The following is a 24809-nucleotide window of genomic DNA, read 5'->3' on the forward strand; positions in this document are numbered from 1 at the left end:
TTAAAACAAAAGTAACAAAATTGTTTAATTTAATCTTGGGTCTATAGGATAATTTGCCAATACCTGATATTCTCCACCCATATTTTTCAAAATAATCCTCCATAGTTCTTCTGGAGAGGAGTTTAAAATATAATTTGTATCAGTCGAATCACTTACAATCCATGTTTTTTCTTCAATTTCACTTTTTAGTTGGCCTTCTGACCAACCGGAGTAACCTATGAAAAATCGAATTTTGTCCAAATCAATTTCCGATAGTTGTAATTTGTTTACTAATTGTTCAAAGTTTCCTCCCCACCAGAGTTGTTCTCCTAATTTTATACTTCCTTCCAGTAATTTGTCACCATAATATATATAATGCAAAGTATTCTGCTCTACTGGTCCCCCTACATACACTTCGCAATCAAGAAAACTCAATTCATCTATCAGCTCTCCAAGCTTTAAAATTGAAAGCTTGTTCAACACGAGTCCAAAAGCTCCATTTTCATTATTTTCACATAATAACACAACTGACCTAACAAAATTTTCATCTTGCAAAAATGGCTCTGATATCAATAAATATCCAGATTTCGGATCAATATTAGAATTTTCTTCCATTAAAAATCACTTTTGGTTCATCGATTTCAATATAAATCTAAATTTTTTAAATGCAATAAGATTAGTAATTTTATCAATTAAAAGTGAAATAAAATAACATTCACTTAACTCTTTTGAAATTTCTAGGTTAAGCATTTAAATATCAGCATAATAATGAAAATATCAGATATCAGAATTGATTATTCCCTTAAATCCTTAACTATAAAAGAGGTTTTGGAAGATCCTCTAGAACAGTTTGAAGTTTGGTTTACTGAAGCTTTGGCTTCGGAGGTGATGGAGCCAAATGCAATGAACATAGCTACCATTAGACCTGACGGAACTCCAAACTCAAGAATTGTCTTATTAAAAGGTATAGATAAAGGATTGATTTTTTTCACAAATTATAATAGTGCAAAGGGACAAGAACTTGAGTTAAACCAAAATATAGCGGTTACATTTTTTTGGCCAGAACTTGAAAGGCAAGTGAGGTTCTCTGGAAAAGTAGAAAAAGTCAGTAAAAAGGACTCTGATGAGTATTTTTTCTCCAGACCTTATTCCTCGCAAATTGGTGCATGGGTATCCCCACAAAGCGCTGAAATAGATAGTAGGGAATTTTTGGAGGAAAGAGAAAAGCAATTAAGGCAAGAATTTACTCCAGAAACAATAAGCAGACCAGATCATTGGGGTGGCTATAGGGTTATCATTTCTGAAGCCGAGTTTTGGCAAGGAAGACCAAGCAGACTTCATGATAGGGTTTTGTATAAAATCCAAGAAGATGGTATATGGAAAAAATCTAGGATAGCACCATAAATATGACACTCAATTAATTTTGAAAATAATCTTCTCCGCTGATTTATCTTTGGAGAAGATTGTTCATTTTTAAAATTGTCATTTTGTCAAAACATCATTTTCCTTACTTCAAGTCAAACAAATCATCAACACCAATCATTCTTTCTTTCGTAAAGCCTTCACCATACTTGGTATTAATACTGTGTCCAAACTCTCTGGCTCTTGCTTCAATAAATTGAATAAAGTTTTCGGATGAAATGAAACTTTGTGGCTCTTTGTTTTCAGGATCATAAAATTGTGACTTAAAAGCTTTTATACTAGCCAATTTCATTTCCCAAAAATCGGAAATATCTACTACAAAATCCGGTTGAATATAGTTGTTTTGGATGTAGTGATAAACTAATTTTGGTCGCCAAGGCGATTGTGGTTCACCATCTATTTCTGTTTCTATCTTTATTAATCCACTCATAAAACAAGCAGTTGAAGCTACACTTGATCCTTTTCCATGATCAGGATGTCGATCTGTAACTGCATTTGCAAGTACTATCTCAGGCTGATATTTTCTGATCATTTTTACTATTTCTAGTTGGTGCTTGTGATCATTCAAAAAATAAATATCCTCAAACCCTAGATTTTCTCTTGCACTTAAACCTAAAATTTCTGCGGATTTTGTTGCTTCCTCGATTCTAATTTCGGGTGTACCTCTAGTTCCCATTTCACCTTTAGTAAAATCAACTATCCCTACTTTTTTTCCTTTTGATATTTGAGAAGCTATTGTTCCTGAGCAGGCTAATTCTGCATCATCAGGATGAGCAGCAAATACTAGTATATCTAATTTCATGGAAATTTTTCAAATTTTGATTTTACAACACAATTGAAGTCAAAAAAAGTTTACCTGATTTTAAGATTTTGACCCACTCTTAATACACTTCTCGTAGTAAGTCCATTGAGTCTTGTCAACGTGCTGACTTTTACACCATATTTTCTTGCAATAACACTTAAGTTCTCTCCGCTCCTAACTTTGTGATATACTGACTTTTGTGTTTCTATCACATGATCAAAACTTGATGAAGTCAATACATATACATCACTTTTCAATTTGCCTAAATTAAAATCGTAAAGTTGTGTAGGATTGATAGACAAACCTTGATATCTGACTTCATAGTGAAGATGTGGTCCAGTACTCCTACCCGTACTACCTCCGAGACCTATAGGATCACCGGCTTTAACTTCCTGTCCAATTTCGACAAGGATTTTTGACATGTGTCCATACAACGTCTCTAAACCATTCTTATGCCTTACGACAACATAATAGCCATACCCATTTCTATCATATGACTTGATTCGTATGATGCCATCAAAAGTGCTGTAAATCGGGTCACCAGTGTTTAGTTTAAGATCTGTGCCGTGATGCCATCTATATCTTCTAAATCCAAATTCAGATGTTATTCTAGTTTCATCTAGTGGTAAAGACCAATTTGTGCCAAAAAATTGATCGTACAATTTTATATAAACAGTATCTTTGAAGTCTTTGGGATTAAAATCATATATATTGATTTTTTGACTATCCCAAGATGAAAAATATTCAAACGCTGTAATCCAAATACTATCAATCTGAATTTGTTCTGATACACGTACAAGTTGATTGGTCGGTGCCCAAATCAATGAAAGGGTGTCTTCCGAAACTATACTTAGTCTATTTCTAAGGTCAACTATATCCTTGTAGAGAAGAGAATCAGTTTGTCTTGAAATATTCTGTAAATACTTCTGTGAATCAAAAAGTCTAACATCCCGCAAAAGAGGATTATTTGGAGCATTCACTTGCTCCTTTGGTTTTTTAATTATTTTGGGAAAAACTTGGGCATGAGTTTCTATAAAACTCATACCCAAGACTAATATCAATAATACTAAAATTCTATAATTCATTAGCTAATCTTAAGGCTATTCTATAGATGCCAAATATCTTTCGGCATCTAATGCTGCCATACAACCTGTTCCTGCAGCCGTAACTGCCTGACGATAAATATGATCTTGCGCATCACCACAGGCAAATACTCCTTCTACATTTGTCTTGGTGCTTCCGGCTATCGTTTTGATGTAGCCAGCTTCATCCATATTTATAAAGTCTTTGAATATTCCAGTGTTTGGCTGATGTCCAATAGCAACAAAGAAGCCAGAAATTTTCAATTCTGAAATTTCTTTTGTTACGTTATTGACTACCCTTGCGCCTGTTACTTCATCATCTCCCAGAATCTCCTCAGTTTCAGTGTTCCAAAGGATTTCTATCTTAGGATTATTCATTACTCTTTTTTGCATGATTTGAGAAGCTCTCATTTCTTCTCTTCTCACGATCATGTATACTTTATTACAAATATTGGCTAAATATGAAGCTTCTTCACAAGCTGTATCTCCTGCCCCTACTATTGCTACGTCCTGTCCTCTAAAGAAAAAACCATCACATACAGCGCAAGCTGAAACTCCTTTTCCGTTCAACCTTTCTTCACTCTCCAATCCTAGCCATTTTGCAGATGCTCCAGTAGATATCAAAACAGTCTCTGCATGGATTTCTTTTTGCTCGTCCACTATAACTTTATGTGGTGTTGAACTGAAATCTACTTTAGTAACCAAACCATATCTGACTTGGGTTCCAAATCTCTCAGCTTGCTTTCTAAAGTCTTCCATCATTTCTGGACCCATTATACCATTTGGATATCCAGGATAATTTTCTACGTCTGTAGTAATTGTTAGTTGTCCACCAGGCTGACCACCTGTATACAAAACTGGGTTTAATCCTGCTCTTGCTGCATATATTGCCGCAGTGTAACCTGCGGGTCCAGAGCCAATAATCAATACTTTTACTTTTTCAATACCAGTTGACATTGCTGTTGCTTTTAAGGTTGGCAAATTTTGTTAATTTATATTATACAACAAAGTTTAAAGTTGTTAAAATTCCATAAATCATCAAGTCATAATTTCTATTTTATTTCAAATAAAATTATAACATGTATAAAAAAAAAAGGGGATAAATCCCCTTTTAAATATTTCATAAATTAGGATATTTAACCTAAGTATGGTTTTAAAGTTTTACTTCTAGAAGTATGTCTTAATCTCCTGATAGCCTTTTCTTTAATTTGTCTAACTCTTTCTCTAGTGAGGTTGAATTTTTCACCAATTTCTTCGAGAGTCATAGCATGTTCGCCATTCAATCCGAAGTATAGTGTGATCACATCAGCTTCTCTTTGGGTCAAAGTAGAAAGGGCTCTTTGAACTTCTTTTCTCAAAGAATCATTCATCAATCCATCATCAGGCTTTTCTTCCCCATCGTTTTCTAACACATCTAGTAGACTGTTTTCTTCTCCTTGAACAAAAGGAGCATCCATAGATACATGTCTTCCGGAGATTTTCATGGTGTCTACAACTTCGCTTGCAGTCACTTCAAGTACTTCCGCCAATTCTTCCGGCGAAGGCTCTCTCTCGAATTTTTGTTCTAGTTCACTGAAAGTTTTGCTGATTTTATTTAAGGAACCAACCCTATTCAAAGGAAGCCTTACTATCCTAGATTGTTCAGCTAGAGCTTGTAAAATAGATTGTCTAATCCACCATACGGCATATGAGATAAACTTAAAACCTCTAGTCTCGTCAAATCTTTGAGCTGCTTTGATCAAACCAAGATTACCCTCGTTGATCAAATCCCCCAATGAAAGGCCTTGATTTTGATATTGTTTGGCTACAGACACTACGAATCTAAGGTTAGCTTTTGTCAACTTTTCTAACGCAAGTTGGTCACCTTCCCTAATTCTTTTTGCCAATACTACTTCCTCGTCTGCGGTAAGTAGATCAACTTTACCAATTTCTTGCAGATATTTGTCTAAAGATTGACTTTCTCTATTGGTTATCTGTTTGCTAATTTTTAGCTGCCTCATTCAAGAATATATTTAATTACAATTTAGGATTCTGTTAATAACAGAAAAATGTGGTGATAAGGTTCAATTTATTCAAAGAGAATAAATTGAACCTTTATCTTAATTATCTGACTTCTCTGGCTTTGGTATCAATACTTTTCTAGAAAGCTTAAACTTACCAGTTTTCTTATCTACATCGATAAGTTTCACCTGAATTTCTTCTCCAGGTTCTAACACACCATCCATAGTTTCTAATCTTTCCCATTTGATTTCAGAGATATGAAGTAAACCGTCTTTACCTGGCATGAACTCTACAAACGCACCAAAAGGCATAATGTTTTTGACTTTCCCTGTATAAGTCTCCCCTATTTCTGGTTGAGCCACAATTCCTTTAATTCTTGAAATAGCAGCATTCATTGAAACTTCATCATTTGAGAAAATATTGATCTTTCCAAGATTGTCTTTTTCTTCAATAACGATTGTTGCTCCTGTATCTTTTTGAATTTCCTGAATCACTTTTCCACCTGGGCCAATCACTGCACCAATCAATTCTTTTGGAATAGACATGATGAATGATCTTGGTGTGTGCGGTTTCAATTCTGGTTTTGGTGCAGCTAGTGTTTTACTTATTTCTTTCAAAATATGAAGTCTACCTTCTTTTGCTTGATACAATGCTTCTTTCAATACGTTGTAATCAAGACCTTCTACTTTAAGATCCATTTGACAGGCAGTGATTCCTTTTTCAGTACCAGTCACCTTGAAATCCATATCACCCAAATGATCCTCGTCACCTAGAATATCTGATAGGATAGAATAATTTCCTGTTTTTGAATCTGAAATCATCCCCATTGCAATACCAGTTACAGGTGCTTTGATTGGGATACCTGCATCCATCAATGCCAATGACCCCGCACAAACTGTCGCCATTGAAGATGAACCGTTTGATTCCAAGATATCAGAAACAATCCTGATTGTATATGGATTTTGGTCATCTGTAGGCAATACTTTTTTCAAAGCTCTCATTGCCAAGTTACCATGTCCTACTTCTCTTCTACCTGGTCCTCTGTTGATTTTCACTTCTCCTGTAGAAAACCCTGGGAAATTATAGTGTAAGAAAAACTTGTTATACCCAGAGATAACGGCTCCGTCTATCATCTGTTCATCCATCTTTGTACCAAGAGTACAAGTTGTGATTGATTGAGTTTCTCCTCTGGTAAATACCGCTGAACCATGTGCTGATGGTAAATAATCTACAACTGACCATATTGGTCTTACTTCGTCGAGCTTTCTGCCATCCAATCTTTTCTTTTCATTCAAAGTAAGATTTCTTGCTGCTTCCTTGTGGATTTTTGAAAAATAGGGTCCTATCAAACTAGCCTCGAACTCGTGTTCTTCACCTAGACTTTCGATAAATCCTTCTTTGATGGCTTTAATCAATTCTGATCTCTCAGATTTGTTGGCGATCAATTTTCCTACAACATCATAACATTTCTGATAAAGCTCAGCATGCATTTTTTCAAACAATGCTGGGTCAGACTTTTCGTGGCTATATTCACGCTTCACTTCTTTTCCTACAGCTATTGTCAATTCTTTTTGTACTTGACAATGCCTTTTGATTTCTTCATGTGCAAGTTGCATAGCTTCTACCATCTCATCTTCTGAGATTTCGTTTGCTTCACCTTCCACCATTAGTATGTATTCCTCAGAACCTGCCACAATAAACTCCATAGAAGCTTTCTCAAGTTGTGAAGGTGTAGGATTGATGACTAATTTACCGTCAATTTTAGCTACTCGTACTTCAGAAATGGGTCCATTGAAAGGAATATCTGATACTGCAAGGGCAGCAGAAGCTGCCAGTCCTGCTAAGCAATCAGGTAAAACTTCAGCGTCAGATGACATTAGGGTGATTGAAATCTGGGTGTCAGCATGGTAATCATCTGGAAAAATAGGTCTAATTGCTCTATCAACAATTCGACTGATCAAAATTTCGTAATCAGAAAGTCTTCCTTCTCTTTTAAGGAATCCTCCTGGGATTTTGCCTGATGCAGCAAATTTTTCTTGGTAATCTACAGACATGGGCAAGAAATCTACTCCTTCACCAGCCTCTTTTTTAGACATTGCAGTTGCTAAAAGCATAGCATTGCCCATTCTAACTACTACAGAACCATCGGCTTGTTTTGCCAATGCCCCTGTTTCAATGATGATTTCTCTACCGTCCTCAAGGGTGATAGTTTTAGAAATAACGTTTGGTAACATACAAATTTTTTAAGAATAAATCTTTAATAGTTTTAAAAGTAAGGTTTAATATCTGGGGGAAAGCAAAAAAGTAAGGTTCTCTAATTGAGAACCTTACAGAAATAATTATTTACGTATTCCTAGGTCAGTAAGAACAGCTCTATATCTTTCAATATCATTTTTGTATAGATAGTTCAACAAACTTCTTCTCTTACCTACTAGTTTCAAAAGACCTAATCTTGATGAATGGTCTTTTTTGTTAGTTTTCAAATGGTCAGTTAAATGCTTGATTCTAAATGTGAACAAAGCGATCTGAGACTCTGGAGAACCAGTATCAGTTTCAGACTTTAACCTACCATGATTTTTAAACAACTCCGATTTTTTCTCTGTAGTTAAATACATGCTTAGTTAAATTTTAATTATAAACAGTTACAAATGTACGAGTATTATTTTGAATTTAAAAGAACCTTATTTTTTTTGATAAACTTAGTTTGCATCCATTTCTTTGACTTTTTAAATATTTCAACATAAGTATCCGGTTCGAAAAGTCTCGCATCTTTTCGAGCTTGTTTTAGAAAAAACAAACCGATGGGAATTAATACCATTATTGAGAACCATGTCCCAAAAAGTGGATTAGCCATACCTTCTTTGGCCCATTTTTCTCCAGTGATTGTTAGCATGTAATAAACTATAAAAAATATAATTGAGATTAGTACAGGCATTCCCAAGCCACCTTTTTTGATAATTGCGCCTAATGGGGCTCCAATCATAAACATAACGATACATGCGAAAGCAGTTGTGTATTTTTGATACCATGCTATTTGATATCTTCTATATTCTCTTTCTATATCATCTATCTCCAAGACTTTCCTGCTAAATGCATTTTTTAAAGTACGGGAGTTATTTAATGCAACTGTTGCAGCTCGAGATCGGTAATTCCCTTTTTCTATAATCGAATCGATTCTTATTCTTTGAGCTTCGGTAAATTCTGTCGGTTTTATTGGGGCTAGCAAATTTGGTTTTGTTAGTGAAGAATCTGAATAATCCAAATTAGGGGTTACTGCGGATATGTTGGGTTTGGTCTTGTACTTCTTTTGTGAAACATCCGATTTTTTTTGTAATGTGCTTACAGTATCATTTATCATGTTTTCAACCAAAGGTTTGGCAAGCGTATTCCCACTTTCTTCAAAAGAACTATCCAATTCCATATTTGCATAAAATTGTGTAGTAGTGAGGCTCTTTAAATCCTGTGAATCTTTTTCAGTAAATAGAGAGTCTTTTGAACTTGATTCTACAAGTAATCTAGCGTTTTGAATCGAATCAAGTTTATCTTTTTCTATTTTCCTTTGAAGTCGTATGGAATCATCAATAGCTTTTTTCTGTGCTATTTCATCAGGTACTCTAAACTTTCTATTTCTTATATAAAATGGATAGGAAGACTCATTAGAAACATAATTCGTGAAGAGCATTCTGTTTATTTCGCTATTCATGGAATCGAGACCTACTTTTAGCTCTGAAATGTTTTTTATGGAGCGATTATTAGACCATTGGTCTTCGGAGGTCCTATTCATTTGGAATGATTCAAGATTAAAAATAATTTGATTCTCTGAAAATTTTGTACGAGTGAAGTCTTGCGGTTTGTTGTAAGATGCTCGTTTATCCCTAGACTCTTTATAGCTAATACCATTATAAAGAGTCATACTCATGTAAGATTCATTGAAAAAAGGCTCCATTCTTCCCGAGTCAGCCAAAATGATATTTGTATTGCCTTGACCTTCAGAATGATCATAAATAATCAAATCAACTAGACGAATATCATCTATTTTTTTGTTGACTTTAATACTATAATTTGGGATCCCACTATAAAAGACTCCTTCTTTGATGTCTAAGGCTGGCGACTTCATTCTTATATCATAAAGTAGACTGAATGTCTTCAAATTGACTTTAGGAACAAGATAATTATTTGATAAATATGCTAAAAATGATAGAATGACAACAAATACTCCAATTGGACGCAATGCTCTCAATAAAGAGATCCCACTACTTTTGATTGCAGTGAGTTCGAAATGCTCACCCAAATTACCAAAAGTCATCAAAGAAGAAAGCAAAACAGCCAAAGGCAATGCCATAGGTGAGATACTGATCAAAAAATAACTTATCAACTCCATGTAAACCATGAATTCTAATCCCTTCCCAAATATTTCATCGAAATACTTGAGCATATTCACTGTAAGTAGAATAAAGTCTACTACAATAAAGGTTAATAAAAATGGGCCAATGAAAGACCCTAAAATCAATTTATCAAGTTTTTTCATGAAGTAATAATCCCCAATGTCCTAGGTGTTTTACGACATTGGTTATGATTAAGATTTCAAAAATAGGAAATCATAATCAATTTACCCTCCTATTATTTCTTTTAAAGATGAAATCAAACTATCCCATATAGATTCTTGCTCTTCATCATCATAAGAATCGCTATAATCAATCACTCTAAGAAACATTGTCTGTGTAAGTTCATTTTCTTCTAGCTTAAACTCGATATATGAATGATCGGATTCTTCTTCTTCATCAGGATTGTAAAAATCAAATTTCACATGGAGATTACTTCTCATAGCAACGATCTTTGCATGATGGTCTTCACCATCATAGGTGAAGATATAATTCTTGTCTTCTGTGATTTTCACATCATCAGCAAACCACTCGGTCAAACCACTTGCTGTACTCAAATATGGGAATAATATTTTTCTCGAAGTATTTATTTGATAGTCAGCAACAAACTTGTTCTTTACCATAATTATGACATTTTGATTTATAAAAAATATAATTTTTTACTCTTTTTCATTTGTTTTTAACGATACAACCTAGCATATTTGCATTCCGATTTGGCGAGGTAGCTCAGTTGGTTAGAGCGCAGGATTCATATCCGCCGCGGCGGACAAGGGTTCTACTCCCGAATATATTGAAATCGTTACATTAAACCTGGCGAGGTAGCTCAGTTGGTTAGAGCGCAGGATTCATAACCCTGAGGTCACGGGTTCAACTCCCGTCCTCGCTACAAGCCCCTCTTTTGGGGCTTTTTTTTGTTCAAATCTTTTTAATTAATTTAAGCATGTTTTGTATTTACGTTTTATACTCCTTTAAGTATCAAAAGTCATATACAGGAATGACTTCCGACCTCATTACTAGATTTCAATTCCATAATCACAAATCAACGAAAGGGTTTACGATAAGGTACAGACCCTGGTATTGTATTCATGTTGAATTCTTTGATGACAAAACCTCAGCTCTCAAAAGAGAGAAGATGCTCAAGTCAGGAAAAGGAAGGGAATGGATCAATAAACACATTCTCCCCGTCTATACTACCTGAGCGAAGGATTCATATCCGCCGCGCCTGTGCGCCTTGGCGTAGCGGACACCAGTTCAACTCCTCCCGAAAGCTTTCGGGACTTCAAGCCCCTCTTTTGGGGCTTTTTTTTTTGTTCAAGCCTTTTTAATTGATTTAAGCATGCATTGTGTTTAAAGAAAAAACCAATTCTAAAAGCATTGCATTTGAAGCTTTTAAATATTGGTTTCTTTTGATCTTCTGTAAGATACTAAAATTTGAGCACTTCACGCATATTTCAAAAAAAAATGGCATAAAAAAAACCCCGAGATATCGGGGTTCTTAAATAAATAAGTTAGTGCGAACTTATTTAACTTTTTCAACTACAGCTTTGAATGCCTCAGGGTGATTCATGGCTAAATCAGCAAGAACTTTTCTGTTCAAATCGATTTCACCCTTCTTCAATAATCCCATTAATTGTGAATATGACATGCCGTGTAATCTGGCACCGGCATTGATACGCTGGATCCATAAAGCTCTGAATTCTCTTTTCTTAGCTTTTCTGTCCCTGTAAGCGTACTGTAAACCTTTTTCATATTTGTTTTTAGCTACTGTCCAAACGTTTTTACCTCTTCCGAAGTAACCTTTGGTTGCTTTTAAAACTTTTTTCCTTCTTGCTCTTGACGCTACCGCGTTTACTGATCTAGGCATAGTAATAAATTTTTTGACTCTTGGTGCCTTTGCTTTCGCAAGAACTTTTGTACCTAAGCGTCTGGTGAATAATTAACCTTTAATTGATTTTGTTGATCTCTGAATTAACCGATTCTCAACATTGCTTTTACTCTTCCTTCATCTGACTCATGAACCATTCCCATTTTAGTCAGATTTCTCTTCCTTTTGGTCTCTTTCTTTGTCAAAATGTGGCTTTTGAAAGCATGCTTTCTTCTGATCTTACCGGTTCCAGAAAGCTTGAACCTCTTTTTTGCACTTGATTTGGTTTTTACTTTTGGCATAACTGTATTTGTTTGTTGAAAATTATTTCTTTGTTGCTTTTGGAGCCAAAAAGAGAAACATTCTCTTTCCTTCCATCTTTGGCATTTGCTCAACAGCTCCATACTCTTCGAGTGCTTGCGCAAATTTCAAAAGAAGCATCTCCCCTCTTTCTTTAAATACGATCGTCCTACCTACGAAATGAACGTAAGCTTTTACTTTCGATCCTTCTTTAAGGAAATTGATTGCATGCTTTAATTTGAAATTGAAATCGTGATCATCCGTATTAGGCCCAAATCTAATTTCTTTCAGAACAGTCTTGGCAGCATTGGCTTTGATTTCCTTTTGCTTCTTCTTCTGCTCATATTTGAATTTAGCATAGTCTATGATCTTACAAACAGGCGGACTAGCAGTCGGGGAAATCTCTACAAGATCAAGTTCATTCGCCTCAGCAAGTTTGATAGCCTCTGATAATGATAAAACAGCATTCCCTCCTTCTACATAGTCTCCTACAATCCTTACTTCACGTGCCCTGATTTTATCATTTATTTTATAAGGCTCTTCTTGTCTCTGTCTAAACGGTGTTCTTCCTCTCAAAATATTTATTTATGGTTTTGTTAATGAAATTGCCTGCAAATATCGTAATATTTTTGGGATTTAAAAAATCCCATTCTTTTTTAAAGTAAAATTTAATGTTGAATTGATGTAGAAATTATGTTTTTGAAAAAAGCAGCAAACTCCTCTGGTGTAAAACTACCAAGATCTCCTTCGCCGTGCTTTCTCACAGACAGCTTTCCTTCCGCCATTTCCTTTTCTCCAACAATCAGCATAAATGGAATCTTTTTCATCTCTGCATCTCTAATCTTTCTACCGATCTTCTCATCTCTATTATCTATCGCTCCAGTGATATCTTGCTCATCAAGTAAGTTTTTCACTTCTTCAGCATAAGCAGTGAATTTCTCTGAAATAGGTAAAATAGTCATTTGCTCTGGAGCTAACCACAATGGGAAATTGCCAGCGCAATGCTCAATCAGTACAGCTACAAATCTCTCTAATGAGCCAAATGGTGCACGGTGGATCATTACAGGTCTGTGTTTCTGATTGTCAGAACCAATATACTCCAATTCAAATCTATCTGGTAGTTGATAATCGACCTGAATCGTTCCCAATTGCCATTTTCTTCCCAAAGCATCCTTCACCATGAAGTCAAGCTTAGGACCATAGAAAGCGGCTTCTCCCAACTCAGTGACAGTCACCAAACCTTTTTCGGCTGCTGCCTCGATGATCGCAGACTCAGCTTTGTCCCAAGCTTCGTCTGAACCAATATATTTTTCCGCTTTTGCAGGATCTCTCAAAGAAATCTGAGCTGTATAATCTTCAAAACCCAATGCCTTGAAAACATACAATACCAAATCAATTACTTTAATAAATTCTTCTTTAACCTGCTCAGGTCGGCAGAAAATATGTGCATCATCTTGGGTAAAACCTCGAACTCTGGTCAATCCGTGCAATTCACCGCTTTGCTCATAGCGATAAACAGTACCAAACTCAGCATATCTGATTGGAAGATCCTTATATGACCTTGGTTTGTGCTTATAAATCTCACAATGGTGAGGACAGTTCATTGGCTTCAACAGGAATTCCTCTCCTTCATTCGGAGTGGCTATTGGCTGAAATGAATCCTTTCCGTATTTTTCATAATGACCAGAAGTCTCGTACAAAGCCTTATGTCCAATATGTGGTGTAATTACTTGTTGGTACCCTGATTTGTCTTGTGCTCGCTTCAAGAAGTTTACCAAACGCTCCCTCAATAATGTCCCTTTAGGTAACCACAGTGGTAAGCCCATGCCTACTTTTTCCGAGAAAGTAAAGAGTTCCAATTCACGACCCAGTTTCCTGTGATCACGTTTCTTGGCTTCCTCCAGCATGTGAAGGTATTCTGTCAATTCCTTTGCTTTCGGGAATGTCACACCATATATACGGGTAAGCATTTTCCTATTTTCATCTCCTCTCCAATATGCACCTGCTATATTGAGTAGCTTCACTGCCTTGATGAAACCTGTATTTGGGATATGCGGCCCTCTACATAGATCTACAAAATTACCTTGCTCATAGAAGGTAATCGATCCATCTTCCAAACCTTCCAAAAGGTCTAATTTATATTCATCCCCTTTTTCCGTAAAATAAGCTACGGCTTCAGGTTTTGATATTTCTTTTCTGATATACTCATTTTTCTCTTTGGCCAACTCAACCATTTTGGCTTCAATCTTCTCCAATTCAGAACCTTCGAAAACCTTGTCGCCAAAATCCACATCGTAATAGAAGCCTGTTTCAATTGAAGGACCGATTCCCAATTTTACCCCAGGATAAAGCGCTTCCAAAGCTTCCGCCATCAAGTGTGCGGAAGAATGCCAAAATGTTGACTTGCCGTCTTTGTCATTCCAAGTGAGCAATTGGACACTTGAATCTTGTTCAATTGGTCTTGTGGCATCCCAAACTTCACCGTTTACTTTTGCTGCCAATACGTTTCTGGCTAAACCCTCGCTGATACTAAGTGCAATTTGTAATCCAGAAACTCCTTTGTCATAAGCCCTTACAGAACCATCTGGAAGGGTAATGTTGATTTTTTGATCAGACATTTATCTTTTAATCATTTGATGAAACAACGCATCTTTACAAACAGATGCTTTACAGCCTGCAAATATGCAAATTCGTAGGCGGTTTTTAAAGGTTGATTCCAATTTGATTCTTTTATTTTTTTGTTTTGAGAATCATCAAGACATAGTTTTCAGTTTCTTTGGCATAAAAAGCAGCTTCAATGAAATCCTTTCCCTTCCCTTCTTGGTAAGCTTTCCAGTCATCATCCGACATGGTTTGTTTTTTAGCTACTGCTTTATTGTATAGAGTTGGCCCTCGATAAGCTACCGCTACTCTATCATTCTCTAATTGGTAAATAGGAGGATAAAAATTGAAGGATTCATCAATGTCATTGATTATGTCAAAATTTACCAAATCATGTGTTTTGTTAACTTTATCATAAATAGATACAATTCCAATATCAGAAAAGCTAAGCCTGCTAAAAATGTATTTTGAATTGGAAAAACCAAAAGGAGAATATGAAATACCAGCATTTTCATCAAAATATGATTTAAATGATCTAGGGTCAAGCTCTCTTTGTTTCTCTAATAATTCATCGTGTTTTAATCCAAAAGAACCAAAATCATAAATAAACAGTGGTATAAATTTGTTATTTGAAAATTGATAAAGCGTATCTGAATATGATCTGGTAAAATAGAAGGTATTGTCAATTGGGTAAAAATTTACCCTATCACCCATATTTCCATAAAAGACATCTGAATGGGTAGAAAAGTATTCATCTACTATACTTCCATTGTGATCAACTGATGTTACTAATTTTTCTGCATTAGAACCCGAGTAAATAAAGAATTGCTCATGTTTTGGGTCAAACCGAAATCTTCTTGCCAAAACAGGTATTTTGACTTCATTTATATATTCTCCATTAATACTATATTTCATTATTTTACTAGGGTGTGCCAATACATAAATTGTATCTCTTTGTATTTGAAAATCTGCAAGTTCAGTGTACATCCCAACACCATCCCCATAATTTCTGATCTTTCTTTTGAAGTTTCCTTCTTTGTCAAAGACTTGAATACACTTACCTATCCACCAGTCAAGTATGTAAATTTCGTCCTTGTACTCAATGATTGTATCAATCTCACCAATTTGGGAATCCTTTTCATCATTTTCTTTTAGCAAGAGGTAAGTAATCTCATCCTCAAAAAATTCAGTTAACTTAGAGTCTCTCGAGGTTTTAGGGTCAATCCGAATCGTAGTAACTCCATTCTTTTCACTAACTGTAGCAGTTTCATGCTGACTATTGCAAGCTATTACAAATAGCAAAAAAATTCCAATGATCTTGTTTCCCATATTCAAAACTAATGATTTAAACGAAATCTAAAAGTTCTTTCTTAAATTATTTAGCAAACAGCAGTATATTTGTACAAAGCTTTTGACTACATGCTATACGACATCATCATCATCGGAGGGGGAATTGTTGGCCTTGCCACTGGATTAAAAATAAAGGAACAGAAACCTGAGCTTAAAGTAGCCATTCTTGAAAAAGAAAATGAATTAGCCAAACATCAAACAGGGAATAACAGCGGTGTAATCCACTCTGGACTATATTACAAACCAGGTTCCCTGAAAGCAACAAACTGTATTGAGGGGTACCATCAGCTTATCAAGTTTTGTGAAGAGGAGAATATACCTTTTGAAATTACAGGAAAAGTCGTGGTCGCTACCCGAAAAGAACAGATACCTATTTTAAATGGGCTTTTTCAAAGAGGTTTGGAAAATGGCCTAGAAGGCACAAGGCATATAACCTTGGATGAATTGAAAACATACGAACCATATTGTGCAGGTGTAGCTGCTATTCATGTTCCCCAAACTGGAATCGTTGATTACAAAAAAGTAGCTATTGCAATAGGTGAAAAATTCAAAAAGCTGGGCGGTGAAATTTTTCTAGGTTACAAAGTCATTCGCACAAATTCACTGAAAGGGTCTTCAGTAGTAGAAACCAAAAAGCAACATTTTGACACCAAATTAATCATCAATTGTGGTGGGCTCTATTCTGATAAAGTAGCGCAAATGAACCAAGAGCAGGAATTGGATGTGAAAATCATTCCATTCCGTGGAGAGTATTACAAACTCAAGAAAGAGCGTGAATATCTAGTCAAAAACCTGATTTATCCAGTTCCAGATCCAAATTTCCCATTTTTGGGTGTTCACTTTACACGAATGATGAAAGGCGGTGTAGAAGCTGGGCCTAATGCAGTTTTAGCATTTAAAAGAGAAGGATACAAACGTTCTGATGTTAATTTGAGAGAATTGTCAGAAACACTCGCTTGGCCAGGTTTTCAAAAAGTCGCTTCCAAATACTGGAAAACAGGTTTTGGGGAAATGTATAGGTCATTTTCAAAAGCAGCATTTACAAAAGCTTTGCAAGAATTGATTCCTGATATTCAAGAGACAGATTTGGTGGACGGCGGTGCTGGAGTTCGTGCACAAGCATGTGACAGAAACGGTGGTCTTTTGGATGATTTCAGTATCAAAGAAAATCAATATGCCATCAATGTCCTCAATGCCCCCTCTCCTGCTGCTACAAGTTCTTTGTCTATCGGTGAAGCGGTAAGTGAGTTAGCTTTGAAGAGGTTTTAGAAGTTATAAAAGTAAGTTCGACCCCTATCGGGGTCGTGGAATCGTGTTGTTGTTTCGCAATCCACGGGTTTTACCTGCGGGTATTGAGAAGTTTGATCCCTTCAGGATCAGTAAATTTAATGATGGCGACTTTTTTGAGAGCGATCATGAAATGGTCGAACCTTTTATTAACCCCAGATAAAATCTGTGGCCAAGGTGACTAAAGACGGAGGCATCAACTCTGAAATGCATGTCCTGATAATCGGGAGGTTAAACTTATCTATCCTCATTGATCTCCATCATAATTTCTGCAAATAATTTTGTGGATTTTATTCGGTCTTCTAGGGCATACATGGTGGATACGGCTATCAGCTCGTTCACTCTAGTATTTACAACAAATTCCAATATTTGTTTTTTCACGGTTTGTTTACTTCCAACAAAGGAATATTTCAGGAATTGATACATGGAAGGATGATTCTTGATTTCCCTTAATTCCTGGGTCATTTCTGTTGGGGGTTGTACTGGCTCCTTCGCACCTGTTAAAACACCATAAAACATCCTAATCAAAGTAGTAAATAGCTTTTCAGCTTCTTCATCCGTATCTGCAACAAAAACATTGATCCCTGCAAGGGTGTATGGGTGTTTTAGAAATTCAGAAGGCTGAAATTCTTCGTGGTAAATTTTAAAAGCATTGAATAAATGGGTAGCGGCAAAATGACTTGCAAAAGCATAAGGCAATCCTTTTTTGGCTGCCAGATGCGCACTATCTGTACTGGAACCTAATATGTAAAGTGGTACACCTGTGCCTTCGGCCAGGGTAGCCCTTACTTTTGAATGCTTATTTTCAACGGAAAAGTAATTTTGGATCTTATCTATTTCCTGTGGAAAAGAGTGAGCGGCCTTCATAAAATCAGATCTTATGGCCTGCGCTGTTTGCTGATCTGTACCTGGAGCTCTACCTACACCTAAATCTATCCTGTTGGGATATAAATGTGCTAAAGTACCAAACTGTTCGGCTATAATTAAAGGTGAGTGATTAGGAAGCATCACACCACCCGAACCTACTTTTATGGTATTGGTGTTTTCTGCCACAAAGCCTATCAAAATGGAAGTAGCACTACTTCCTATATGTTCGGCATTATGATGCTCAGCAAACCAAAACCGCTTGTAGTTTAAAGCTTCAGCTTCTTTTGCTAATGCCAGGGAATTATTCAGTGTCTGCTTAATCGTAGCACTTTGTGGAACAAGTGCCAGCTCTAAAATGGAATATGCTATATTTTGATTTTTCATTCCTATGATAAAGGAAATATCATCTAAATTAATTCCATCTGACTTTATAATTTACCCTAGAGCTGCCTTTTCCGAGAATTGGGAGGTTGATCTTTTTAAATACCGCAAGTAAACATCAATGTGAATATAGTGGCTTTATTTTTGACTACTCAGCATTAAGAATTCGAAAAATGGCCAAAAGAAACAAATTCAAAATTAAACACCTTCCGAGACTTTTATGGGAGGCCGCAAAACTTTGGAACCTTCACAATCCTTGGCGACTGGGTGCTGTGGTTGCCTATTATGCCGTTTTGTCTTTACCTGGACTATTGATTGTTTTAATCAGTTTGGTGGGTACTTTTTGGGGTGCAGAAATTGTACAGGGTGAAATCGCCGAGGAAATTTCAGAAGCAATTGGTCCAGAAGCTGCCCTTTCAGTAGTAGAAATGATAGAAAATTCCAGAAATAGTGATAAATCATTTTTTGCTACCATCATGGGGGTTGGTATCTTGATTTTTGGAGCTACAGGGGTTTTCTACCAGTTACAGATCTCTATGAATGAAATCTGGAGTGTCAAGCTAGACCCAGATGCGAGTATCTGGAAAGTAGTGAAAGACCGTGCTTTGAGTTTAGGATTTGTGATGGTCATTGCATTTTTGTTGATTGTCAGTTTTGTGGTTTCTGCTGCCTTGACCTTGCTGAGTAGTTTTCTAGCACGACTTTGGGAGCCGGGTTTGGTGTTTATGGCAAAGTTTTTTGAGTTTGGACTGTCCACCTTTGTGTTGGGAATTTTGTTTGTGTTGATCTTCAGATTTATGCCTGATATGAAGATCAAATGGAGATCCGTCTGGCTTGGAGGCTTTATGACCTCGATCCTATTCAATCTGGGTAAAATTCTAATAACCTTCTATTTTGGCGCAGCTAACCCCGATTCTGCCTATGGTGCAGCCGGTTCTGTCATCTTGATTTTGCTTTGGGTTTCCTATTCTTGCCTTATTTTATTCTATGGAGCAGCATTTACTAGAGTCTATGCAGAGAAATATGAAGAAGACACCCACCCCTCTGATTTTGCCATGAAAGTCGTGGAAAAAGAAATCATCATCGAAAAGGGAAGTGAGGAATTGGGAGATGATTAATTTTTGATATTAGATTGTAGATTTTAGAATTGAATTCCAGTTTAATTGCCTGCTGCTTCAGCTGGAGGCTAGAAATAATACAGAAGCGATCCAGGCTTTAGCCCAAAATTTTCATTAGTATTTGGGAAAGGGAAATACAAATACATTATAGGAAATATGTTCGACATCCTTCGGGCCTGCCTGTAGCAGACAGGGTCGGTGGTGGGTGGGATTTGGGTCATTGTTTTCCACGGGTTTCACCCGCGGTTATTGAGAGGTTTGATCCTTTCAGGATCGGGAATTGAGTGATTGAATATTGGGTATAATGACCACGAAGAGGTCGAACTTTTCAATAGCCCTAGGTGAAACCTAGGGAAAAGGATGAATAATGATGCGTGGCAAAAATCCCGTGAGGGGTTGAACTTGTGAGAAATGGAATTACTTAATCTTGAATATATTAAATCTGATGACGCTTAAAAAAATGATCCACCTCAGACCGATCATTTTAGCTTTAGGCCAGATTGCATACTATTATAACTAAACTCAGTCAAATTTTTGTATTTCGATCACAGGAGAGAATAAAGAATAACTACTTATCATATTTAATCATTTTTCCATCTTTAATATAACCCACTACATTAATCTTATATGTTCCATCATACTTCAAATTTTCTTGGTTCTTTTTTATCACATCGTTATCTATTTCCCATTGTTGCAAATAAGATTTAAACTCTTCAATATGTTTTGTATAAGAAGAGAATCTTTTCATATTATCTTTTTGCAAAATCATAACTTTAAATTTGGAAACCCAAATTGTTGGGTTTATAACTCCATTTTTTAATATTAAATCCAAATCATCAATACAAAAATGAGCCTTCTCTCTAATTAACCATTCCAAGTATTCAGGATCATATAGAAATATAATTCCAATTTGAATCCCCTTATATTGACCAAAATTAATGGGTTCATTAGATCTATATTTAAATGGGTGTATAAATTTTTTCATTGTTAAATGGTTAAAATATTCTGGTAATAATTGGACAATATTTGTTTAACTGACTTTTTTAATCTTAAAAGGGTAAATATTTACAAATACCAAAAGATATAAAAGTTTAGACAAATCGGCCTTTAAATTAACACTATACATCAAGTGAATCAATTTAAAAGTAGTTACTTAAATCATCAACTTTCTTTTTTTCCTTTTCAATCATTTTCTCTATTTCTTCTAATGTTTTCTTACTAAATCCAAAATTTGAATAAATAAAAGAATCATATTCTTCATTATTATTAAATTTAACAGACTCAATTGAAAAACCCGCTTTCAAATTCTGTCCATGAGTAGAATAATAGCGATTAAACTCTTCTATATTTCTTGTATAAAAAGAAAATTCATAACTCTTATTTGGATGAATTAAATCATTTTGTTCTACTGATTCATATTGGTAAAAACCAGAACCACTTTTATTGAATCCAATTGATTCTCCAAATGAATTTCTCAAGCTAACATTAAACTTAAAATGACGAACTGTTTGTTTTGTATTGTTTTTAATTTTGATAGAAAAATACTCTTCGTTTATTTCAATAAGAGTGAAGCTTAAAACTGATCCTAGCTTTTTTACTCTAGACTCCTGTACTTCTCGATACCTTTCTTCATATTGATTTCTTTTCTTATACGATTCTTTAATTTCCTTTTCTTCATTCTGAATTTTTGTATTGTAAGAATACCATCCAAACACTAAAATAAGGCCAATTACCAATGTAATTTTAAACTTCATGTTTATTTATTTAGATAATTAATTGCATTAAATTTATTTACCCCCTTCCACTATCCTAATCTCCTCCACTGTCAAACCATACAATTCATAAACCAGATTATCAATCTCTCGATCGAGGCGGGTGATGTCGGATTGGAGGGCTTGGGCTTTGGATTTTTGTTCGTTGAAATAGGCCATAAAATGAAGTGATTAAAAATTACTAATCCTTAAAGATATTTGAATCTGTTGAAACTAAAAATTCAAATTCTGAAATTTTGGTTTGGTTGATGAAAAAGCTTTAGCTGAAAATAAGTTCGACACCCTTCGGGGTCGTGGGGGGATGGTGGTTTTTCGTTTTACACGGGTTTCACCCGCGGCTATTGAGAAGTTTGACCCTTTCAAGGTCGGAGGGAAATGATGTTGACTTGTTATCCGCTGGTTTCACCTGCGGATACACCACGGCCAAGTATTGAAAAGTTAGACCACTTCGTGGTCGAGAAATGCCCCTAAGGAATCTGCAAAATTCAATATAAAATCCGACGGTGAAGCCGTCGAACCTCTCAATAGCCCTAGGTGAAACCTAGGGAAAAGGATGAATGATGATGCGTGGCAACAACCCCGTGAGGGGTTGAACTTTCTCTCTGTAACATCAAACTAAAGCAAAAACCTCGGATCAAATTTGATTTCATATTCTTCAAGGAGGTTTTTATATTCCTCCAAAAATCTAACTTTTTTGTGATGCTCCTCCTGGTTTTTGATGTATTTGATCAGCCTCTCCTTAGCCTTAATTGATTCGGTAAAAGCGCCATAACCATCCTGCCAACCTTTGAAATCAGGAAAGATTCCCTCTCTTACAATAAAATCACTTGAGGCAAGCTTAATGTCTTTAATTAAATTTGAAACTGCAATTGTTGGATGCACATGCGTCAAAATATGGATATGGTCTTCCACACCATTGATCCGGTATAAATGGCAATTCTTCTTTGTCAATAAATGATGGATGTAGGCATAAAGCCTCTTTTTTTCTTGGTGTATAAGTGTATGTTCTCTATTTTTTGTTGAAAATACAATGTGGTAAATAATCTGTGTGTAAGTGGCCATAAAAATGAAAGTTAAAAGTAAAAATGTAATTTCGGGAAAAAAGAACTTAATGTCAAATTGGTTCGATATTTTAATTGTGCAGGCATGAAAGTTCGACCCTTTAAGGTCTACCTGGCGCAGACAGGGTCGGTGATGGTTGGGATTTTGTTCATCGTTTTTCCATGGGTTTCACCCGCGGTTCCACCACGGCGGACAAGATATTGAGAGGTTTGATCCTTTCAGGATCGGGAATTGAATATTGTGAATAATGACCACGAAGTGGTCGAACTTTTCAATACTGTGTCCGCCGTGGCGGAGCCCTAAGTGAAACCTAGGGAAAAAGATGAATGTTGATGGCAAAAATCCCATTAAGGGTTGAACATTAATCTTCAAATGGATTATTCATCCAATCCAAATGCTTGTATTTTTCTTTTATTCTATGCCAAAAACCATCACTCCAATCATTAAAAACTAAGGGTTTCCATCCTTTTGGAAATTCTTTTAAGATAGCATCAGCCATTTTCCCACCATGTCCTTTGATAGGCGAATTGATGTCAAAGAAATCAATTGTTTTATACTTCAAATCATACAAAACTTCTATACCAATTGCAGTTGGGTGACTCATTTTAGTCAATGGCACTTTGGGTCTTTTAGGGTAGTTTTCACTTGAAGCGGCAATTGCACTCCCATCAATTCGAATAAATTTAATGAAATCCAATTCAGCAAGGCTGAGGGCAAACCGAATAATTTCAATTGGCAATTCTTTGATTTGGGTGATTACCCAGATTTGTGTTCCCATTTGATTGAAGGGTTGAAACATCGGCTCAAATTCTTTTCTTTTAAGCATTTTTTTTTAATCTACTTATCTCCTTTATTGTCTATCCTTAAAGATATTTGAATCTAACGACACTTAAAATTCAGATTATGAAATATATTTTCCACGTGTTTTTCACACAGAGAAGTTCGACCCCCTTGGGGTCGGTGGTGGATGGGATTTGTCATCATTTACCACGGGTTTCACCCGCGGCTATTGAGAAGTTAGACCACTTCGTGGTCGGTAATTTGATAAAATGTTGATTTGCATTTCCGATCCTGAAAGGATCTAACTTCTCAATAGCCCTAGGTGAAACCTAGGGAAAAGGATGAATAATGATGCGTGGCAAAAATCCCGTGAGGGGTTGAATTTTTAAATAGATGTAGAAAAATATCATCGAAAAATTATGAAAATTGGTGGTTTGTCAATTTGTGGTCAGAAGATTGGTAAATTTATGGTTATCAATTTTTCACTAATTAACAATCCTAAAGTGCCTGCCATTGATTTTAATATTTCTCCACAATTTTAACCTTGTACTCCATTTTCCGCCGCAGTAAGTATATTTTTGTATCTTTGCTTTACAAGTTATAAACCCAAATTCTTAGAAAAATGGAACAAGATTTTCTCCCACTTTTAGGGACAGACTACATAGAGTTGTATGTAGGAAATGCAAAACAATCAGCTCTTTATTATCAATATGCTTTTGGTTATGAATTAATAGCCTATGCAGGCCCTGAAACAGGCATCAAAGACAGGGCTTCCTATGTGCTCAAGCAAGACAAAATTCGCTTAGTATTGACAACACAGCTACATGAAAACCATCCCATTGCTGACCATATCAAAAAACATGGTGATGGTGTAAAGGTTTTGGCTCTATGGGTCGATGATGCAGAGCAATCATGGAAAGAAACTACCTCTAGGGGTGCAGTCTCTTATGAAGAGCCAAAAACGATTTCAGATGAACATGGTGAAGTGAAAGTTGCGTCCATAAGAACATATGGCGAGACTATTCATACTTTTGTAGAGAGAAAAAATTATAAAGGAATATTCCTGCCAGGATACAAACCAAGAAAAAGTCAGTACACCCCAACTCCTATTGGATTAAAATACATTGATCATTGTGTAGGAAATGTAGGTTGGGGAGAAATGAATAAATGGGTTGAGTTCTATGAAAATGTGATGGGATTCAAACTTTTGATCACATTTGATGACAAAGATATCTCAACAGAGTACTCCGCATTGATGTCAAAGGTGGTTTCGAACGGAAATGGCTATATCAAATTCCCTATAAACGAACCTGCTGAAGGAAAGAAAAAGTCGCAGATCGAAGAATACTTGGATTTTTATAATGGATCAGGTGTACAACACATGGCGATAGCAACTGATGACATCGTCCATACGGTATCTGAATTAAGAAAAAGAGGTGTAGAATTTTTGGAAGTCCCTTCCTCCTACTATGACGATTTATTGGACCGAGTTGGAGAAATTGATGAGGATCTACAGCCGTTGAAAGATCTTAATATTCTTGTGGATAGAGATGATGAAGGCTATTTACTTCAAATATTCACCAAACCAATTCAAGATAGGCCAACCTTATTTTTTGAAATAATTCAGAGAAAAGGTGCTAAATCATTTGGCAAAGGCAATTTCAAAGCGTTATTCGAAGCAATCGAAAGAGAACAGGAATTGAGAGGAAATTTATAATGTTAGAAACTCTGGGGATGGTAAATTCTCGGAGTTTTTTTG

Annotated in this window: 25 protein-coding genes and 1 tRNA gene; 6 read left to right on the forward strand and 20 right to left on the reverse strand. The window is 35.8% G+C overall.

All coding sequences use genetic code 11. The features are described 5' to 3' along the window. Positions 1-24 precede the first annotated feature (24 nt). Complete coding sequence (locus MM213_RS00260; RefSeq protein ID WP_241409251.1) at positions 25-594, reverse strand: YqgE/AlgH family protein; 570 nt, start codon at positions 592-594, stop codon at positions 25-27. Between the two features lie 153 nt (positions 595-747). On the opposite strand from MM213_RS00260, the gene pdxH reads away from it, so the two are divergent. Beyond that, on the forward strand, positions 748-1383 hold the full coding sequence (gene pdxH, locus MM213_RS00265) for a pyridoxamine 5'-phosphate oxidase (protein WP_241409253.1): 636 nt from the start codon (positions 748-750) through the stop codon (positions 1381-1383). A gap of 103 nt (positions 1384-1486) precedes the next feature. Here the strand turns inward: pdxH and bshB1 are convergent, their stop codons facing one another. From bshB1 to MM213_RS00305, 8 genes are all read right to left on the reverse strand, one after another. Next, a complete protein-coding gene (bshB1, locus tag MM213_RS00270; protein ID WP_241409255.1) occupies positions 1487-2203 on the reverse strand; it encodes a bacillithiol biosynthesis deacetylase BshB1 in 717 nt (238 codons plus the stop codon). A gap of 50 nt (positions 2204-2253) precedes the next feature. Then, positions 2254-3288 (reverse strand): M23 family metallopeptidase, encoded by a 1035-nt coding sequence (locus MM213_RS00275; protein ID WP_241409256.1) that lies wholly within the window; start codon positions 3286-3288, stop codon positions 2254-2256. A 15-nt stretch (positions 3289-3303) separates the two neighbouring features. Then, entirely contained in the window at positions 3304-4242 is a 939-nt protein-coding gene (gene trxB / locus MM213_RS00280) for a thioredoxin-disulfide reductase (RefSeq protein WP_241409257.1), read from the reverse strand. A 179-nt stretch (positions 4243-4421) separates the two neighbouring features. Next, positions 4422-5285 (reverse strand): sigma-70 family RNA polymerase sigma factor, encoded by an 864-nt coding sequence (locus MM213_RS00285; RefSeq protein WP_014773234.1) that lies wholly within the window; start codon positions 5283-5285, stop codon positions 4422-4424. A 99-nt stretch (positions 5286-5384) separates the two neighbouring features. Further along, a complete protein-coding gene (pnp, locus tag MM213_RS00290; protein ID WP_241409259.1) occupies positions 5385-7520 on the reverse strand; it encodes a polyribonucleotide nucleotidyltransferase in 2136 nt (711 codons plus the stop codon). Positions 7521-7625: 105 nt separating this feature from the next. After that, positions 7626-7901 (reverse strand): 30S ribosomal protein S15, encoded by a 276-nt coding sequence (gene rpsO / locus MM213_RS00295; protein WP_241409261.1) that lies wholly within the window; start codon positions 7899-7901, stop codon positions 7626-7628. A 44-nt stretch (positions 7902-7945) separates the two neighbouring features. Beyond that, positions 7946-9814: an LptF/LptG family permease gene (locus MM213_RS00300; protein ID WP_241409263.1), complete on the reverse strand. Its 1869-nt coding sequence runs from the start codon at positions 9812-9814 to the stop codon at positions 7946-7948. A gap of 81 nt (positions 9815-9895) precedes the next feature. Further along, positions 9896-10291, reverse strand: a complete 396-nt coding sequence (locus MM213_RS00305) for an START-like domain-containing protein (protein ID WP_241409265.1) — start codon at positions 10289-10291, stop codon at positions 9896-9898. A 189-nt stretch (positions 10292-10480) separates the two neighbouring features. On the opposite strand from MM213_RS00305, the gene MM213_RS00310 reads away from it, so the two are divergent. Together MM213_RS00310 and MM213_RS00315 are read left to right on the forward strand one after the other, a co-directional pair. Then, positions 10481-10554 (forward strand) — tRNA-Met (locus MM213_RS00310). 54 nt (positions 10555-10608) lie between these two features. Next, entirely contained in the window at positions 10609-10866 is a 258-nt protein-coding gene (locus tag MM213_RS00315) for a GIY-YIG nuclease family protein (RefSeq protein WP_255806889.1), read from the forward strand. Positions 10867-11187: 321 nt separating this feature from the next. Here the strand turns inward: MM213_RS00315 and rplT are convergent, their stop codons facing one another. From rplT to MM213_RS00340, 5 genes are all read right to left on the reverse strand, one after another. Further along, positions 11188-11532, reverse strand: a complete 345-nt coding sequence (rplT, locus tag MM213_RS00320; protein WP_241273333.1) for a 50S ribosomal protein L20 — start codon at positions 11530-11532, stop codon at positions 11188-11190. Between the two features lie 104 nt (positions 11533-11636). Then, on the reverse strand, positions 11637-11834 hold the full coding sequence (rpmI, locus tag MM213_RS00325) for a 50S ribosomal protein L35 (protein ID WP_241409267.1): 198 nt from the start codon (positions 11832-11834) through the stop codon (positions 11637-11639). 22 nt (positions 11835-11856) lie between these two features. Further along, positions 11857-12408, reverse strand: a complete 552-nt coding sequence (gene infC, locus MM213_RS00330; RefSeq protein WP_241273335.1) for a translation initiation factor IF-3 — start codon at positions 12406-12408, stop codon at positions 11857-11859. Between the two features lie 92 nt (positions 12409-12500). After that, positions 12501-14450, reverse strand: coding sequence for a threonine--tRNA ligase (thrS, locus tag MM213_RS00335; RefSeq protein ID WP_241409268.1), 1950 nt, complete (start codon positions 14448-14450; stop codon positions 12501-12503). Between the two features lie 112 nt (positions 14451-14562). Next, positions 14563-15762, reverse strand: coding sequence for a DUF4934 domain-containing protein (locus tag MM213_RS00340; RefSeq protein ID WP_241409269.1), 1200 nt, complete (start codon positions 15760-15762; stop codon positions 14563-14565). A 90-nt stretch (positions 15763-15852) separates the two neighbouring features. Between MM213_RS00340 and lhgD the strand changes: the two genes are divergently transcribed. Next, on the forward strand, positions 15853-17052 hold the full coding sequence (gene lhgD, locus MM213_RS00345) for an L-2-hydroxyglutarate dehydrogenase (protein ID WP_241409271.1): 1200 nt from the start codon (positions 15853-15855) through the stop codon (positions 17050-17052). Between the two features lie 255 nt (positions 17053-17307). Here lhgD and MM213_RS00350 read toward each other — a convergent pair whose 3' ends face one another. Then, positions 17308-18321: an LLM class flavin-dependent oxidoreductase gene (locus MM213_RS00350; protein ID WP_241409273.1), complete on the reverse strand. Its 1014-nt coding sequence runs from the start codon at positions 18319-18321 to the stop codon at positions 17308-17310. Positions 18322-18491: 170 nt separating this feature from the next. Here MM213_RS00350 and MM213_RS00355 point away from each other — a divergent pair, with 170 nt between their 5' ends. Beyond that, positions 18492-19436, forward strand: a complete 945-nt coding sequence (locus MM213_RS00355; RefSeq protein ID WP_241409275.1) for a YihY/virulence factor BrkB family protein — start codon at positions 18492-18494, stop codon at positions 19434-19436. A 568-nt stretch (positions 19437-20004) separates the two neighbouring features. Here the strand turns inward: MM213_RS00355 and MM213_RS00360 are convergent. From MM213_RS00360 to MM213_RS00380, 5 genes are all read right to left on the reverse strand, one after another. Then, the gene (locus MM213_RS00360) at positions 20005-20421 is read right to left on the reverse strand and encodes a hypothetical protein (protein ID WP_241409277.1); all 417 of its coding nucleotides are present in this window, start codon (positions 20419-20421) and stop codon (positions 20005-20007) included. Positions 20422-20575: 154 nt separating this feature from the next. Next, complete coding sequence (locus MM213_RS00365) at positions 20576-21190, reverse strand: hypothetical protein (RefSeq protein WP_241409278.1); 615 nt, start codon at positions 21188-21190, stop codon at positions 20576-20578. A gap of 33 nt (positions 21191-21223) precedes the next feature. After that, positions 21224-21367 carry a DUF8810 domain-containing protein gene (locus MM213_RS00370; protein WP_241409279.1) on the reverse strand — a complete coding sequence of 48 codons (144 nt, stop codon included), beginning with the start codon at positions 21365-21367 and terminating at the stop codon, positions 21224-21226. Between the two features lie 456 nt (positions 21368-21823). Beyond that, positions 21824-22270 (reverse strand): IS200/IS605 family transposase, encoded by a 447-nt coding sequence (gene tnpA, locus MM213_RS00375; RefSeq protein WP_241409284.1) that lies wholly within the window; start codon positions 22268-22270, stop codon positions 21824-21826. A gap of 361 nt (positions 22271-22631) precedes the next feature. After that, complete coding sequence (locus tag MM213_RS00380; protein ID WP_241409286.1) at positions 22632-23096, reverse strand: hypothetical protein; 465 nt, start codon at positions 23094-23096, stop codon at positions 22632-22634. A 576-nt stretch (positions 23097-23672) separates the two neighbouring features. On the opposite strand from MM213_RS00380, the gene hppD reads away from it, so the two are divergent. Beyond that, entirely contained in the window at positions 23673-24767 is a 1095-nt protein-coding gene (hppD, locus tag MM213_RS00385; protein WP_241409287.1) for a 4-hydroxyphenylpyruvate dioxygenase, read from the forward strand. The last annotated feature ends 42 nt before the right edge of the window (positions 24768-24809 follow it).

Origin of the sequence: Belliella alkalica, assembly GCF_022549785.1 — a bacterium.
GTDB classification, from domain to species: Bacteria; Bacteroidota; Bacteroidia; order Cytophagales; family Cyclobacteriaceae; genus Belliella; species Belliella alkalica.